This is a genomic window from Nostoc sp. FACHB-152 (genome assembly GCF_014697475.1).
GTDB lineage: Bacteria > Cyanobacteriota > Cyanobacteriia > Cyanobacteriales > Nostocaceae > Nostoc_B.
Map to the genome: position 1 here is coordinate 45380 of NZ_JACJRV010000038.1, position 17480 is coordinate 62859.

General features: G+C 40.3%; 13 protein-coding genes. All 13 read right to left on the reverse strand.

Annotation, left to right across the window (positions count from 1 at the left end; translation table 11 throughout):
- Positions 1-8: 8 nt before the first annotated feature.
- The 13 genes from H6G76_RS21840 to H6G76_RS21895 all read right to left on the reverse strand — a co-directional run bounded on the left by H6G76_RS21840 (position 9) and on the right by H6G76_RS21895 (position 17297).
- The gene (locus H6G76_RS21840) at positions 9-1724 is read right to left on the reverse strand and encodes a serine/threonine-protein kinase (RefSeq protein WP_190705443.1); all 1716 of its coding nucleotides are present in this window, start codon (positions 1722-1724) and stop codon (positions 9-11) included.
- 146 nt (positions 1725-1870) lie between these two features.
- Positions 1871-3745: an FHA domain-containing protein gene (locus tag H6G76_RS21845; protein WP_190705456.1), complete on the reverse strand. Its 1875-nt coding sequence runs from the start codon at positions 3743-3745 to the stop codon at positions 1871-1873.
- Between the two features lie 190 nt (positions 3746-3935).
- A complete protein-coding gene (locus H6G76_RS38100; protein ID WP_313934814.1) occupies positions 3936-4082 on the reverse strand; it encodes a DUF6760 family protein in 147 nt (48 codons plus the stop codon).
- Positions 4079-4459: a phage tail assembly protein gene (locus H6G76_RS21850; protein WP_190705459.1), complete on the reverse strand. Its 381-nt coding sequence runs from the start codon at positions 4457-4459 to the stop codon at positions 4079-4081. Before H6G76_RS21850 ends, H6G76_RS38100 begins: the two co-directional genes overlap by 4 nt.
- Before the next feature lie 14 nt (positions 4460-4473).
- Positions 4474-4830 (reverse strand): hypothetical protein, encoded by a 357-nt coding sequence (locus H6G76_RS21855; RefSeq protein ID WP_190705462.1) that lies wholly within the window; start codon positions 4828-4830, stop codon positions 4474-4476.
- Positions 4831-5042: 212 nt separating this feature from the next.
- Positions 5043-5570 (reverse strand): phage tail protein, encoded by a 528-nt coding sequence (locus tag H6G76_RS21860; RefSeq protein WP_190705465.1) that lies wholly within the window; start codon positions 5568-5570, stop codon positions 5043-5045.
- Positions 5571-5786: 216 nt separating this feature from the next.
- Positions 5787-6269 carry a phage tail protein gene (locus H6G76_RS21865; RefSeq protein WP_190705474.1) on the reverse strand — a complete coding sequence of 161 codons (483 nt, stop codon included), beginning with the start codon at positions 6267-6269 and terminating at the stop codon, positions 5787-5789.
- Between the two features lie 106 nt (positions 6270-6375).
- A complete protein-coding gene (locus H6G76_RS21870; protein WP_190705477.1) occupies positions 6376-8046 on the reverse strand; it encodes a phage tail sheath C-terminal domain-containing protein in 1671 nt (556 codons plus the stop codon).
- Between the two features lie 112 nt (positions 8047-8158).
- Positions 8159-9013 carry a Pvc16 family protein gene (locus H6G76_RS21875; RefSeq protein ID WP_190705480.1) on the reverse strand — a complete coding sequence of 285 codons (855 nt, stop codon included), beginning with the start codon at positions 9011-9013 and terminating at the stop codon, positions 8159-8161.
- 247 nt (positions 9014-9260) lie between these two features.
- On the reverse strand, positions 9261-12353 hold the full coding sequence (locus tag H6G76_RS21880) for an ATP-binding protein (protein WP_190705483.1): 3093 nt from the start codon (positions 12351-12353) through the stop codon (positions 9261-9263).
- Positions 12350-15997 (reverse strand): eIF2A-related protein, encoded by a 3648-nt coding sequence (locus H6G76_RS21885; protein WP_190705485.1) that lies wholly within the window; start codon positions 15995-15997, stop codon positions 12350-12352. The genes H6G76_RS21880 and H6G76_RS21885 overlap by 4 nt, the downstream gene beginning before the upstream one ends.
- Positions 15998-16078: 81 nt before the next feature.
- Positions 16079-16459, reverse strand: coding sequence for a DUF1634 domain-containing protein (locus tag H6G76_RS21890; protein ID WP_190705488.1), 381 nt, complete (start codon positions 16457-16459; stop codon positions 16079-16081).
- A 1-nt stretch (position 16460) separates the two neighbouring features.
- Positions 16461-17297 (reverse strand): sulfite exporter TauE/SafE family protein, encoded by an 837-nt coding sequence (locus H6G76_RS21895; protein WP_190705491.1) that lies wholly within the window; start codon positions 17295-17297, stop codon positions 16461-16463.
- Between the last annotated feature and the right edge of the window lie 183 nt (positions 17298-17480).

Here is a 17480-nt window from a genome sequence, read left to right on the forward strand (position 1 = left end):
ATAGTAAATCATTTCAACATTTGCTGATAAAAGTTATCAGCTTGTTTTTTATCGGATATTTCTTTAGCTAAAATAATCACTAATTCCTTGTGAGAAATTTGAGGATGAGATGTCAAAGCTGCCTGGATAAGTGAACCCGCTATAGGGCCAATAATTTCAGATAAACTTTCCTCACATTGGCGTAAAAAACTAGTGTTAATAACTGAATTATTTAATACGTAAGGATGGTTTGACCAACTTTGAGTATTGCTAGAAGATTTTTGGCTCCACAATATAGCTTTCTGTTCAAACTCATTTCTTTGTTTTGCAGAAAGATACAGCATTAAATTTTCTAACAGTTCTTGAGTGTTAGGCGATCGCACCGTAACTTCTCGAATTAAGGTATTAGCAATCGGCCCTATAACTTCAGCCAGAATGTCGCTAATTGTCTCTTGTTCCAGCGATAAGATTTCCTCTGGAATACTTTGTTCAACAGGTTTTAACGGTCGCCTAACTGTTGCGTCTTCAAAGTCTGCTGCGGAAGGTAGGGGTTGCTGAATTGTCCCGTCTTCGATGTTAGGTTGCTCAAAAAACGGCTGTTGAATTGTTTCATCATCTAGATTTGGCAGTAAATTAGCTGAACGCCTAACGGTTTTATCATCACTGCTTAAACTAAAGTTAGGCGATCGCCTAACGGTTTTTTCTGTGGATATTTTTTGAAATGGCGATGGTCTAGCTATAGTTTGATCATCGGAACCTTGTGTATAAGTTTGGAAATTTTGAGCTATGGTAAAATCATTAATACTTAATTGAGAAACAGCATTTTGTAGAGCCTGCTTTAACTCCTCTACATTATTAAATCTTTCATCAGGTGATTTTTGCAAACATCGCATTACAACTGCTTCTATCTCTGGTGATATCTGTGATAAACCAGGTAGCGATCGCAGTGGTACTGGTGGCTTAGAAGTATGTGCTAAAGCCCACGAAATTTCGCTAATTTTTTGAGAATTTAAACCTAAACCGAAGGGATCAACACCACTCAACATTTCATAAAGAATGATGCCTAAACTGTAAATATCTGCACGTCCATCAATATTTGCTTTAACTTCTAATTGTTCAGGTGCAGCATAATGATACGTACCTAAAAACATATTGGTTAATTTAGTATGTTCCGCAGTATCTTCGCGGATTTTAGCAATGCCAAAGTCAAGAATTTTGACTAACTCACCCAAAGTTGTGGGTACTAAAAAGATATTGTCTGGCTTGAGATCCCGATGAACTACTGTGATATGTTCGCTGACTGTAGCATTATTGCGCCAGAGAGTTACACCCTCATGGGCTGCACGCAAACCATCACAAACCTGAGTTGTAATGGTGATTATCCGTTCCACAGATAGCCGATTTTCACGCCTTAGTAGTTGTCCTAAACTTTGACCGCGTAGATACTCCATCACAAAGAAGGGATAACCTTCAGCCGTAACGCCATAGTCGCTGACTTGCACAATGTGGTCGCTTCTGAGTGCTGCACATACAGCTACCTCGCGTTCAAAACGCTTTCTCAATTCGCTGGAGTTGGCTAAATTATCTTTCAGTAGCTTTAAAGCCACTTGCTGACCAAGTAAAGTATCCATTGTCAGGAAAACGTCGCCCATACCGCCTGCGCCTAACCGTTCGTCTAGTCGATAACGCTGGCGATCGCCTATTAAACGACCAATCCAAGAATCTGATTTAGAAGAGTTTTTCATTTCAATACTTATGTATTTGATTATTCGTTAATTTTTTAGTGTTTAAATTTGATATGTTATCAATGATTTTGAATATAAAATAATCCCAAAATGAATAGGGACGTACAGCTGTACGCCCCTACAGCTAATTCATGTATTAATGCTGATTACAAAGAACTAACCATGTCTTTAATGTAATGTACAATCGCTTCTGCTGTTGATACATTTGTTGCCACCAAGACTTGGTTAATATTGCATAAACGTAATAAAGCATCCTCATTTGCTTGATTTGTTTGAGGTACTAAAAAATCTTTTAACAAAAGAACCGCTAAAGCTTCTCCTGTTCCCACTAATGACGCAACTCCTTGATATCCTCCTACTGGTACTAAAGGAGTTTTTTGACTAACTATTAAACCAGTTTCTTGGAATAAAAGTTCAGCAATTACAGGTGTAGAAATTGTCAGACATTTTGATAAAAATTCTTGGTGTTGCGCTACAAAATCTACAAGCTCTGATTTTTTGCTGTCGTGAGCCATAAGAGCAATGTATTTTTTACTGATAATCTCAAAAGCCTTGTTTGTGAATTCAGGTGTTTGAGCCGCAATATCAGCTTCTACTTCATTGACATCTTCTAAGCTATCTTCAGATATCTCTTCCGTTGTTTGTGTTGCTAACTCGGACACTGTTTCAAATTGATCAGCTACTTGTGCGTCTGAATTAGCTTGAAGACTATCATTATTGTTAAGAATTTTTACCTCTTCTGGATTTCTGTCATCTACTGCTGGTTCGTTAATTATTTCTGCGTCTAAAGCTCTGCTCATATTGTTAAATTCATCATTACCAGAAGAAGTGTACATTTCAGAAGTATTCTCTTCAGATTCTTCACTTGTTGCTCCTAAAAATTGATTTCTTTTTAACTCAGAAGTATACTCATTATCAACTTCCAAGTTTTGCTGTTGTTCAGATTCCTCAGCTTCTACTTTTGACATTTGAATTGTTGTTAATTCAGAAGCATATTCATTATCTAAGTTCAATTGATTTTCCAATTCTGGGGTTTTTTCTTGCTCAGATTTTTCAGCTTCTACTTCTGACGCTTGAATTGTTGTTAACTCAGAACTATATTCATTATCTAAGTTCAATTGATTTTCCAATTCTGGGGTTTTTTCTTGCTCAGATTCCTCAGCTTCTATTTCTGACGCTTGAATTGTTGTTAACTCAGAACTATATTCATTATCTAAGTCCAATTGATTTTCCAATTTTGGGGTTTGTTCTTGCTCGGATTTTTCAGCTTCTACTTCTGACGCTTGAATTGTTGTTAACTCAGAACTATATTCATCATCTGAATCCAATTGATTTTCTACTCCCAGATTTTGCTGTTCTTTTGACTGTTCATTTTCTGCTTCTAAATCTTGGATAATTGTTTGTTCAGCTTGAATTGTTGTTAACTCTGAAATATGCCCATTATCCAACCCTAATTTATTTTCTTGTTCCAGATTTTGCTGTTCTTCAGATGCTTCATTTTCTATTTCTTGAACAGTGTTCAAATCTAGAACTTGGTTATCATCACAGGTTATATTAACCTCTGCGTCAACAGCTTGTTCATCTTGCAATGAAGTATTCACATCTTCAGTAACTTGCTTGGGAACTTCTGGTAGATTAATATTTAAAGCTGTGCGCCAATCTATATTAGCATTATATACAGTGGCGGCTATTTCTGGCTCTTCAACTTCCTCTTCCAAAACTAGCAGAAATTCTCCAATGCGGACAATATCTCCAGGCTTTAATAAATAACTGCGATCGCACTCAACAAGCTTGTTGTTAACCAAAGAGCCATTTATACTTGCAAGATCAGAGTAATAGTAGTTTCCATCTAAAAGATAGAACTTACCATGTTGTCGGCTCACATCATGACTATCCAGAATCAAGCCAGACTTAGAAGAACGTCCGACTACATATTCTCGGTTGCCATTAGTAACTAGGTCAAGGTTAATTTCATTGATTTTACCTAGTGTTTCTGCGTTAAGAACTTTTATCTTCATCATAATTAATCCAATAAATGATTTTCTAAGAGTTAAGAACCAAAATTAGAGATTAATTGCATATAGCCTTTCCTAATTTGCTGAGGTAATGAGTACATCGCCAATAAAGTTGAAAAAACCTCTGCGTACCTCTGCGCTTTCCTCCGCACACCTCTGCGTTTAAAAAATTCTGTATCTTACTTAACTAAGATCGCTATAATTGCTGGTTAATTTTATTAATCTCTGCAATCCATCGTTTACGAGTTCCGTGTTCCAAATTGAGAATATCATCTTGCGACCAGTGAAAATGGTAAGCAACAAAAGCTACCTCCTCATATAACCTTTCAGAGGGGTAGCTTATAACTCCCCCGCAAGTGCTAACTCAACAGCAAACTGATTATTACAATGCGGACATTGAGTAGGAATATGTGCATTTCCTTGTTGATTCACACGATTGTAAAACTCTTTGAGATAACCCATATCTCGCAAAACAAGGGTTTCTAATAAATCTGGAGTGACAGAATTTAAACTTCCTATGCGAGTGATAACTTGTGAAAGCATCACTAAAAAACTATATGCAGTATTTTCTTGAACATAACGATTTTGTTGAACTATAATTTCATCCTTTGCGGTAGCTAAACGCATCATCCCTTGACGGTGAACTCGGTTTTGACCATCGACCAAACCTGTAGGTAGAGTAAAGGGATATTCAGTATGTATGGAATGTTTACGAGGCATAGAAGGTAAAGAAGTTAAGTATTAACAAGAGTTTCGAGAGGATTATCCTGTTGCTCTAACACATTTGGCACATTCTCTTTATGTTCCAAACCATTGATGTGACGGTAAAAATCTTGGAGATAACTCACATCCTGAGCAAAAAAGTTTTCTACAACCATCGGACTAATTTCAGATAAAGCACCAAGACGGGTAATTACACGAGACAGGATAACGATAGTGGCATAGGCTAAATTAGACTTCACGCGCGGATCTCGCATAGGTGCAATCTCGTCCATTGCTGTTGCTAGGCGCATGATTCCCTTACGGTGAATATTACCGTCAGCGTCTATATAACCTTTGGGAAGTGTAAATTCAAACTCTCTAGGAAACATCTGTTTTCTGGTTAGGTTTATTATGGTACTTGTCATACGCTTCGCGCAGGGGGTAGGGTGTGGGGTGTAGGGAAGGTGTTGGTGTTGGAATGCAACCCCTACCAACATAATTGACCTCAAGAGCAGGGCTTGAAGACCTACCCTTTGTTGGGGCTGTCTCGTTTCCCACACCTCACAGCCCACACCTGCCCCAACGGGGCTTAGTCAATTATTTAAAGACTATCTGCAAAGCTTCGCTCTATATCAGGCAGGGGCGCACGCTTCATTCCTTCAAAGGCAATTTCTAATTCTTCAACAGCTAACTCGGTTTTATCAATTTGAATATCAGCTAATGTGTAATTAGTAGGCCAAGCACCATCTAATTCGTATCTTGCTTGTACTTGTCTGCCCATCGCATTATTGCAAATATTCAAAGATATCACGTGGCGTTGTTTAGCCCAATTCCCTTGTTGAACACTCTCAAACCAATCCCAAAATCTTGTGGAATAAGTTAATCCTCTACGAAGAATAATATTATTACTATTATCATTGCCAGGAATTTTAGTTCTGGTTATCCGACCCTTACTTTCTTTAATACCCCACTTTTGCGGAGTAACTTCACAGATTTGAATCACTTCTTGACTGCGTTGTAATCCTTGGCAATTCATAAATATGCCATCAATTTTGTCGTTGGAGTTATCTAGGCTCAGTTCTATATAGAAACTACAACTTGTTAACCAGGCGAAATTTTTATTAGTCATAATTTATCACTTTCATAATCAGAGAATAACTAGAGATAAAATATGTTTTCCAACTACTTTTTGTGCAGTTAGGGATTTTTAGATCCCCCTAAATCCCCCTTAAAAAGGGGGATTTTAATTTTTTTACATTAAGGGGGAACAGAATACTTTGAAAACACTCTCTAAACTAGGTTAAACAAGATTATTAGCAAATTACAAAGCTATTTTTGAAGCTGATTAAGCTGCTTGAACTTCATAATTTGTACCAATAATCTCCACAGTTTCTATTTGGACTTTGCTGGTAGCATCTAGACCCAAATCTTCTTTTCTGTAACTAGTTGGATAAGCTCCACTCAAATGTGATGAGTGTCCAGGTTGGTTGTCTGTGGTATATTCAATCCACATCATTTCTTGCTTGTTGGCATTTAACTGACCTGTGGTGCATTGGTCATACCATTGACGAACTTTGATATCACCCTGAAGTGTTGCAAACTGTACCGTGATTTTTGTTGCATCTTGCTGCAAAGCAGGTAGAGGTGCTTGTACAGGTACACCTGGTTGACCTTGGCTAGAAAAGCCTACGTTTAATTGAGTTGTTGGCGTTTCTATTGATTGATTAGCGACACTCATGGCGTATTGTGTACCCAAGTTGTCTAAAGTAACCTTAAATTTGCAGCCTTGAACAAATTTTTGTGCTGCGGAATTATCACCTGCTGCCATTTTGATTCTCCTTGATTTAACAAAAAAGTGAGTAAGTAGTATGAAGATAGAGTTGAAAAAACAAAATTATGAGAAATTAACAACCTCTGCTGGTGTAGTCAGACAGTTATGCGGCGGCATCCTCTGATTCAGAAGGCTCCCATTGACTAATGCGAAGGATAACAAACTCAGCCGGTCTGACAGGACAAACGCCTACCTCAATATACATACGGCCTAGCATCCTAGTCTCTGGTGGATTAATCTCTGCGTCACATTTGACATAGTAGGATTGTTTGGCTGTAGCTCCAAACAAGGCTCCTTCTCGCCAAATGCGTTCTAAAAAGACGCTCACATTGCGTCTAACACGCGCCCAAGTTTCTGCATCGTTGGGTTCAAAAACAACCCATTGTGTACCTAATTCTAAGGATCTTTCTATGTAACTCATCAACCTACGGACGCTGATATAACGCCATTCAGTTACTTCTGGTTCGACAAGAGTTCTTGCACCCCAAATGCGGATGCCACGATTAGGAAAGTTACGAATACAGTTTATGCCAATAGGGTTTAATAGCTCTTGTTCGCGGAAATTGATGTCATAACCTAAGCCAATCACACCTCTAGGCACTTCGTTTGCAGGTGCTTTGTGTACTCCCCTTGTTTCATCAATGCGACCCCAAACACCCATCATGTGACCGCAAGGCGGAACAAGGATCGGTCTGCCAGCGTTACGTGGGTTAGCAACTTTAATCCAAGGGTAATAAAGTGCTGCAAACATGGAACGACGGTTAAAGTTATTTAACCAATCCACAACCTCTTGGGGTTTAACGCGGTCTGGAGGTGGGTCAAATAAGACCATGCGATTGGGAGGGTTGGGTATCTCTCCACTCGCAGAGCCTTCACACATACTAATCATCAGTTCCATAATCCCGTGAACTTGCTCCAAGGTCATGAGTCCTGCTTCATAAGCTCGCATGAGGTCGGGGCAAGCAATCATCGTGATTTCATCAATTTCAAATAATCCACGTACCCCTGTACGGTCATCGCGTAGCCCTTCTACATCGCGTGCAAAGCGATCTGGTGTAGATGGAATGATTGGTGGGGCGAGTTCATATTGACCATTAACAGGTCGTCGAGCTAAAGGCCGTCCTGTTTGTGATGCTTCTGCTACAGAGACATACATAGAATTACGCAATGCAGCGATCGCATAAGTTGCTACTTGAGGCTGTACCTCAGCATTCATGGTTAAGTTTTCGTACTGCTCTAGAATGTCCTCGCCTCGACGAATCTGGAGTGTGAAATACTCACCCGTATTGGCAGGGGCTTCTCCTTCTGTACCTTCAGGGAGTGGACGAGGTGAACCGTCACTCACTAAAATCTCGATAGCGCCGCCAATTGCCTGTTCAGGACGTAGGTTAAAAATGAGTGAGGCACGATTTCCTCGACCGTTAATTTGCACTGTAGCAGGCTCTAAGGCTGTGGGTTTGGGTGTACCTGGTAATTGAGTACCAATACTGACAATCCAACAGCGACCACCACCATTCAAGAAATAGCCATTTATTGCATGAGGCAAATAAGCATTGAAGTCTGTATAACCATCGGAATTAGGCCGGGCAAAATATTTAAGATACTGCGACCAATTGGTTACTAACATGGGCTTAAAGACTTCCGCACCATTGCGAACATCTTCTGTAAAACCCACAAAACCAGCAATTGCGGTGCTGACACCTTCAATTGCACGACTGCCCCGGTTTACTTCTTCTATATAGACACCAGGAGCAGAATAATCAAGTCTAGCCATGAAGTCTCTCCAAATCAGGATTAGGATAATGCAAGTTTAGATTGCACATTTTTCGTTACAGCAACACATAGGCGGGGTAAGGGCATAAATAATGAACGCCACTATAGATTATTCATGTGTTGTTTTCAGGAGTTAGTGCTACTTCTTTTAAAGAATAAGTTTTCCCATCTACCAAAGCATGGCACGTCTGGGTTACATAACCAGGACAAGTCAGTGTTAACACATAGTTGCCTAAAGAAAGATTGTCAAACCAGAACAACCCTTCTTGATTGCTGATTACTGACTTTTCGGTTCCTTTAATAGCCACTTTTATTTCGCCAAGCGGCAAATTGGTGACTGCGTTTTTGACAATACCTGCAATGGAAACGCGATGTTGCGCTAGCACTGGGTTTTTGGTATTCTTCTGCTGTTGATTTTCAAGACTAATAATTCGCTCCCAAATCAAAGGTACTGAAGTTTTTTCGGCACCCAAAGGAGCGGTTACTGTCAGGTATAATGCTGGGCGCACAGGTAAATTGAGAGAATTCCATAAAGAGCCGACTTCAATAGGTGGTGAACTAGTAATAGTCATGGGTAACTGTCCATAACCGCATAGTTCAGCAGGTAAAAACTCTTCATTGAGATAGCCATGACGTAGTAATAAAGTCATTGCTTCAGTCAACAGATGATATTCACTCAAAGCTGTACGATCCCAAGCTGTTAGCATCAGTGACACATCAAACCAAGTAGGTAATTGAGTTACTGTGGAAGTTGCTGTTCCTCCTTCTAAAAACATTCGCTCTACCCGCCTACCAGTTTGTTGTAATTGATTCGATAAACGAATATCATACAAATACAAATTGATAGTTGGGACAAAATTGCTATTCGCTCTACTGCCAGGAAGGTTAAAATCAATTTGCTCCATACCGGTGAGAGAAGTTCCCCCAACTAAAATTTCGGCAAGAGTTTGTAGAAGGCTAATTAGCATAGAGCAAGTAAGTGAATCTATTTATATACAGACTAAAAGTAAATTCTGGAAATGATAATTGAACTTTCGTCGAAATTATTCGCTTTGAATAAATAATTCTCGTCCCTAAGCCATGCTAGATAAGGGTTTTGAGAATATATAACATCTGAAAATAAAGAGTAATATTTGCAAATATTCTATGTATAAGTAATATTATTTTAATCAAAAAGTCATATAGATAAACTTATCGTCAGGGTGCTATGCGCCTTTACGAAAGATGTGAAAGATATTTAGCGATTTCTGCAACTAACTGTTTTAAACTTACAGGCTTTGACATATAACTATCTACGCCAACAGCCATGATTTGTTCTTTATCCGATCGCATGGCAAAAGAAGTGAGGGCGATAATTGGGATATGGGCAATGTCTGCGTCGGCGCGAATTTGGCGAGTTGCTTCTAAGCCATCCATTTCCGGCATTTGTACATCCATTAAAATTAACTGTGGTCGCTGGGTTTTGGCAATTTCTACTGCTTCTTCTCCATTATTAGCTAGTACAATTCGATAGCCATAAGCTTCTAAATATTGTGTAATAGTTAAGACATTAGCTTCGTTATCTTCTGCTAGGAGAATCAATGGTGCAGAAGAGATATTTCCACTCTCTACAAGTTCTCTAGTCTCAATTTCAGTTTCTTCTACAACTTCTCTAATTTGTCTTTCCGGTTCTTTGCAGGGAAGCGTAACTGTAAATCTGCTACCTTGATTAACCTCACTCTCAACAGATATACTACCGCCATGTAGTTCGGCAATTCGCTTGACTAATGATAGCCCTAAGCCAGTACCAGCATAACGACGAGTATAAGTATTTTCTACTTGAACGAAGGGTTGAAATAAATTTGACAAATTCTCTGGCGTAATTCCAATGCCAGTATCTACTACACTAAATTGAATTGTCTTAAGTTGATTAGTGATTGCATCTATTTGAGTTGTAACTTCTAGCCTCACTTCGCCATTATCAGGGGTAAACTTCACAGCATTACTCAACAAATTGATCAGTAATTGCCGTATTCGTCGCTCATCGACTTGAATTTTGTTGATATTTTCAGGTATTTGGACATTGAGGCGAATATTTTTCTTGAATGCTTGCTGTTTAACAAAGGTGAGGCTAGATTCACATAATCCTTGTACAGAGGTAGGTGACAGTTCTAATTCCATCTTGCCAGATTCAATTTTGGCAAGGTCGAGAATATCATTGATGAGTTCTAGTAGATGCTTACCGCTACGTTCTAGAGTTTTGAGAGACTTGTGTTGTTCTTCTGTTACTGGGCCACAGACTTCATCTTGCAGTGCTTCTGTAATTCCTAAAATGGCGTTGAGAGGAGTGCGTAATTCATGGCTCATATTTGCCAAGAATGCGCTTTTGGCTAGGTTGGCGACTTCCGCCGCTTCTTTGGCTTGGCGTAAAGCTACTTCTGCGCGTTGGCGATCGCAAACTTCCAGCGTTAATGCTACAAAGTCAGTAATTGAGCCAGCGAAATTTTGTTCAATTAATGTCCACTGGCGAGTAATACCAACCTGTTCGTTAAACACCATTCCCACGACTTCACCTCCAACCCAGATTGGTGCATCCATCAGCGAAACAATATTGTTTGGTTCTAATTGTTCATACCAAAATTCCTGTACTCGTGCATCGTTACGAGTGTCATTAACAGTAATTGTTCTGCTACTGGCTACGGCTGCAAAATACATAGGATACTCTGCTCGGCTACGTTCCTGTCCTGCGGAATGTCTATTATGGCTACGTTCGTAGAGATCTACGCATTGGAGTTTGCTGCGATCACTACTATAAAGCCAGATGCTAACTCTTTCTACTTCTAAAGCTTGGGCAGCTTTCTCTGTAATAATATGAAACGCTGTTTCTAAATCCCCTTCAGAGATTGACCGATGCTTGGCTAGTTCTGCTAATGCCTGACTATGCTGGCTTAGTTGTTGTTCATTTTGAATACGCTCAAAAATTTCTTGTTGTAATTCTTGCGTTCGCTGTTCCACTCGCATCTCTAATTCTTCAAAAGATGCTCGTAACTGCCCAGACATTTGGTTAAAAGATTGACCCAAAACCTCCAGTTCGGCAATACCTTCTACAAAAACTACTGATTCTGTCTCGTTGGTAACACTGCCAGATGTAGCCGTTCCTGCCAAAGTTTTGGCGGCTTTACTCAAGCGGAGAACGGGTTTAGCAATCCAACGAGTTGTTAAAATACCTAATACCGTAGCTAATAAGAAGGCTGCCAAGCAGAGGAGAATTGTAATTTGCGTGTGGCGGTTAATTTGTCCCATGAAGTCACTTTCTGGGATAACTACTGCAATCAACCAATTGATATTTGTTTCAGTATTAAACGGCTCAATTTCTATGAATTGGCGTTGCCCTGCAATCGAAAATTCTAATTCCTGTAAACGATGGATTTGATGTAAGTTGCGAAATTTGCTGGCTAAATATTTTGATGTGGCTTGAGTTAAAGAATTACTACTTTGGGTTGCAGCCAGTCTGACAGTTCTACCATCTTTGACAAGAAAGGGTTGCTCTCCTGTGGAGGAAGCTACTAGAAATCCTGTGCGATCAATAATAAAAATTTGTCCTGATTTACCTACTCTGAAGTTTCTTAAATGCTTACCAATATCTGATAAATGGATCATTGTATTATTAACTCCCAAGAGCTTACCTTGAGAATTGTAAATAGGTACGGAGGCACTAATCTGGAGGTTTTTTTCTGTTAAAGGAGCGTAGATTTGACTAAAACTAAATTGCTTTTGCTGTACTGCTGTTTGATAAAAAGGGCGCGATCGCGGGTCGAAATTTTTGATTACTTCTGGTAATTGAGTGCGTTTACCTTTGCTATCAATTTTATAGCTATAAAGGTTATAATTACTTAACCTTCCCGATTTGCTGATTAAAAATTCATCATTATTCAGCTTCTCTACAAATAAATATTCTTTTTGTTGATTACTAACGGCGATACTAACAGATGAGGGAAAAAGTTCTAATTGCTGCATTAGGTATGGTTCCCAAGCAGTAATATCCTGCATATTTAACAGTCCAAACTGCAAGGCGTTTTTGTTGCCATTTAATACCTGATGGGGAGTAGATAAAAAAGTCTGTAAGTCTTGTCTAACTTGGTTGGCAATTACTTGGCGTAACTCGCTGGTTACTGTATTTACTGCTTTCTGTCCATTGCGGAAAGACAAGTATCCTGTTAACCCTACTGCTAGCGAGATTTGTAAAAGAAATGGGACGACCAAAACACGGCTGAGTGGGACATTCTTCACTAAGCCTGAAAGCCAATTTTGCCCATGATTTTGATTCATTTGCTGACTGCTCCCAATGCTTTGAGTGTTACGCTTTGTGCCTGGGTTAAACCGTTTGCTCCTGTAATATTCATCCCCTCGTAGGGTCTATCTGCTCTCAGGATTTGTACACTCTCACCAGTATGGATACTCCATAGTCTGATTGTTTCGTCTGCACTGCTACTGACTAAGGTTTCTCTATCTGGGCTAAAAGCTACACACAATACTTGGCTACTATGTCCACGCCATGTTTTTAAACATTTACCTGTACTTACAGCCCAAAGTTTTAGGGTATGGTCAGCACTACCACTCGCCAGGGTTTGTCCGTCGTGGCTAAAACTGATTGATAAGACTTGATTGGTATGTTCTTGCAGAGTTTGCAGATTATTTCCTGTCTGCACATCCCAAAGTTTAATGGTGTGGTCAGCACTACCACTTGCCAGGATGCGCCCATCTGAACTAAAAGCTACAGATAATACTGAATTTGTGTGTCCTCGTAAAATTTGCAGACATTCTCCAGTTCTCAAGTTCCAAATTCTAATGCTTTGGTCAGCACTAGCTGTAGCGAGAATTTGCCCATCTGGACTGAAAGCCACGGAAAAGACTGTATTTGTATGTCCTGAGAAAATATCAAGACATTCGCCTGTTTCTCCATCCCAAATTCTGACAGTTTGATCGCTGCTCGCACTAGCAAGGATTTGACCATTAGGGCTAAAAGCTACTGAAGTGACTGTTTCTTGATGTTCGTCCAAGGTTTTTAGACATTGCCCAGTTTCTATGTCCCAGAGTTTTATACTTCGGTCAGCACTACCACTGACAAGAGTTGGTTGATGGGGATGAAGTGCGATCGCTAAAATATGATTTGTATGCCCTGTCAATACTCTAATACATTGCCCTGTAGCAGTATCCCACAGTCGGATTGCTTGGTCATGGCTACCACTGACCAGGATTCGACCAGTGTGAATAAAACTCACAGCTGATATTTGGTTTGTATATCCTTGTAATGTTCTGATACATTGCCCTGTAGCAGTATCCCACAGTCGGATTACTTGGTCGTCTCCCCCACTAGCTAAAACTGCACTATCAGCATTAAATATTACCGTTCGCACACAGTTTTCATGACCTGACAAAACTCGCAGACACTTTCTGGTCGGAACATCCCATAGCCTGATAGTTTGATCGGCACTGCCACTAGTAATAATTAATCCATCAGAACTAAAATTTACTGATAAAATCGAGCCACTATGTCCTAATAAAGTGCTAAGACATTGCCCTGTTTCTGTATCCCAAAGTTTGATTGTTTGGTCATCGCTACCACTGGCTAAAATTCTTTTGTCACTCCAAGCGAGACATTGGATATTTTCACGATGACCATAGAAACTATGCAGACATTCTCCTGTCTGTGCGTTCCATAACCTGATGGGTTCATCGCCTCCAGCTGTCGCTAGTAGTTCGCCATCGTGACTTAAGGCTACAACCTGAATCTGATTGGTTTGGTCTTGTAAAGTTGCTAGAGATTTTCCGGTGGACAAATCCCATAAACTCACAGTTTGATTTCTCCCACGACTGACGAGAATGCTACCTGTGGCAGTACAAGCGATCGCTAAAACTTGGCTAGTATAACGTTGTATGGTTCTGACAGTTTGCCCAGTATTGATATCCCAAAATTGGATGGTTTGGTCGGTGCTATGACTGATGAGAGTTTGACCATCAGAACTAAAACATAGAGATTTTATCGCCAGAGCGTTACCTTTCAAAGTCAAGTGCAGTTGACCATCTGTAACCCGCCATAAATTCACATCGCCTTGATCATCACCCGTTGCCAACAATTCTCCATCGGGGCTGAATGCTGCTGCTAAAACGCTACCAAAAATTTGCCTGAAAACGGATTTCGAGAAATGAGCGTTAGTAAAGTTGACACGGTGTAAATTGATGCTTCTCAGGTCAGCTTGCCAAATTGGTAGATAGGAAAAGTCGTAGTCACTTAAGTCAATTTCTAAATGATGCAATAGATTCAGAATATTCCCTGCTAAATAACCCGACTCTAGAGATGCTTGCTCACGCTGCGTAGCTAAAATTTGCATTAATTGTTGGGCGATCGCTTTTTTGCTACCCAGTTGACGCAATAAATCTGCAATTAGGGGTTTGATAATTAAACGTATTTGTGCATCTTTGACATAATCTTTTGCGGTTGCTTTCAGCAGGACGTGGGTTATTTGTAGGGGCGCATAGATGTGGGTTGCGACATTGTTTCTACCTGCAACAATTTCCGCGGACATTTGTTCAACAAACCGCTCTGTCACATACTCCATAATCACGGGTTGTTGCGTAAACCCGATGATGCTTTGTTCCATCAAAGAACGCCGGAGAATTGATTCTACCGCTTCTAGGAGTTGGTGTTTAAGTAACTGAGGATAAATATCATCTTCCAATTCATATAACGAAATGCCTTCACGGTTAATCGCTAACCAATACATCACGCTTTTTTCAGTTTCAGTCAGGCGTTCAAATTGCTGATTGAGTAATGCGCGGATGCTATTAAAACTGGAAATCCCCGTTGCTAGAAATGCTGCAACATCACCAGAAAATAAATCTTTAATTGCGGTGGCGACAATTTTTAAAGCCAGGGGATTACCACTGTATAGTTCAATTAATTGCTGACTTTCCTGCTCGGATACAGACAAACCCTTGATTGTCAGGATTTCTTGAGCGTCGTTATTTAAACCTGTTAATTGTAGCGATCGCACAGGTAAAATGTCTCCAGCTAAAGCCGCAATTTCATCAGGCTTTTCCCGACTGGTGATTAAAACACAGCTTTGGTGTGCAACTTCGCCTACACGCCGCAATAGTTCGCCATACCCCTCATACTCTGCCAGAAAATTACCTGCATAGCTGCCATCTTGCATCAAAGTTTCTAGATTATCTAACACTAACAAACAGCGATGCTGACGCAGATATTCTATCAACTTAGAGATTTTACCTGCGGTTGTACTTGGTAATTCTGTAGTCTGCTGTGAAGATAAAACTTTTAGTACATCGTCTAGCAAATCTGGTAAAAGAGGCGCATTTCTGAGACTCCGCCATACTAAAAACTCAAACTGGTATTGAATTTCCTCCGCCAGTTTAGTTACCAAGGTTGTCTTACCAATTCCACCATTACCTAAAAGCGCAACCAACCGACAGCGATTTTCCAACACCCATTTTTTCAAGGTAGATATCTCTGCTGAACGCCCACAGAACAAAGTAACATCAACAGCTTCCCCCCAGTCTGTCAGCCCTGCTGAGGTAGTAATTCCTTCCCCTACTCCCCTGCTCCCGCGCTCCTCTGCTCCTCTGCTCCCCTGCTCCCCTGCTCCCGCGCTCTTCCCCTCCTCAACTGCTAACTCCAGAACTCGCCTCGCACCTGTGTAATCTTCCAGTTCTAGTTGTAAATTTACCGCTTTAAATACAAGCGCGATCGAATCCTTGTCAACGCCTTGACACCGCAAAATCTTGCGAATTGTAGCAGGATGCAAACCCTGTCCTTCAACCAATTGAGAACGCCGCACTAATTCTTGAACAGCATAGCGTTCTATTTCTAGCTGAAGCATCCGATTTTGCAGTTTTGCTTGTCCTGCGGGACTTAGCACTACTCCTCGACTTCGCTGTCCTGTAGGCAAATCCATTGCTCATACTCAGTCGGGACAAATGCAATATATCACTTCTTTGCAAAAGACAGATAGGGGTTTACAGATGTACGCTCTACATTAATTCCCAGTTAAGCTGATTAGCAAACCTAAAAGTACAATAATTGTTACAGTGATATACAAACTATCTCGCTGTCTGATAAAAGCGAGTAGAGAAAAGGCGACTCTAGCAACAGGTGTAATTATTAATAACAATAATCCTAGTTGAATAATACTACGACGACCAGAAAAAGCTGTTGTGGCAACTCCTTCAGGACTCCTTAGATCTGGGGGTTCACCGTGAAAAATTTGATAATTAGGAACCTCACTACCATGATGAATTAAGTATAAAAAACCGCCAATAAAAACTAGAGTAGTAGATATAATTACCCCATATCGTAGTAGCTTACCAACTAATATTTCAAATCGTCTTTCGCTCAAGCTTCGTCTGGTGTTCAACATCTTATACTCTCCCAGCTAACCCGTTATAAATCATTTGTATGCCTAAGAGCGAAATTACTAAACTAAAAATCGTTCTTAAAACTCCTACCTTGGCTCTAACTAATACTTTTGCTCCTAATAATGCGCCTAATATTACACCCAACATTACAGGCATTGCTAAACCAGGATCAATGTAACCTCGTTTTAAATACACTCCTGCACTAGCGGCGGCTGTCACCCCAATCATAAAATTGCTGGTAGTGGTAGAAACTTTAAAGGGAATCTGCATAAATTGATCCATTGCTAATACTTTGAGTGCGCCAGAACCAATACCCAACAAACCCGAAAGCATCCCAGCAACAAACATCAGACTAAAACCCGCTCTGACAGCACGGACGTTATAAGCTTGTTCCCCTTCGGAAGTTGGGTAAGTGCTATTTAAGCGCAAACGAGTTGCTAAAGAATCAGGAGGTTGGTCTTGTTGGTGTTCTGGGTGGGGTAGATATGAAAGATAGGCACTGTAAAGTAAGATAACGCCAAACACCACCGCTATGATTTTAGTAGGAGTGTAGGCAGCAATGATAGCACCTGCGATCGCGCCAAATGTAGTAGCAACTTCCAAAAACATTCCCAAGCGCAGATTTGTATAACCTTCTTTGACATAAGCAGAAGCCGCACCCGAAGATGTTGCAATTACAGAGACTAAAGATGCACCAATAGCGTAACGAATATCAACGTGAAATACTAAAGTTAAGAGGGGAACCAGAACTACTCCACCGCCTAAACCTGTTAACGCTCCCAAAAATCCCGCACTAGCAGAACCCAGCCAAACTAATAAGGTAAATTCTAGAATATTCAAGCAATATCACCTTCTTGATTAGGGATAAATTAAACCGTATTCGGAAATTGAGTGGGGTCGTACATCTGTACGACCCTATTTAACGTGAGTTCGACGGATGCTAAAAACCCCTCTCCAAACCTCTCCCCTGCAAGGAGAGAGGCTTTCAAAACTTGTTTTTTCGTTCAAAACTAGGAAGATTTA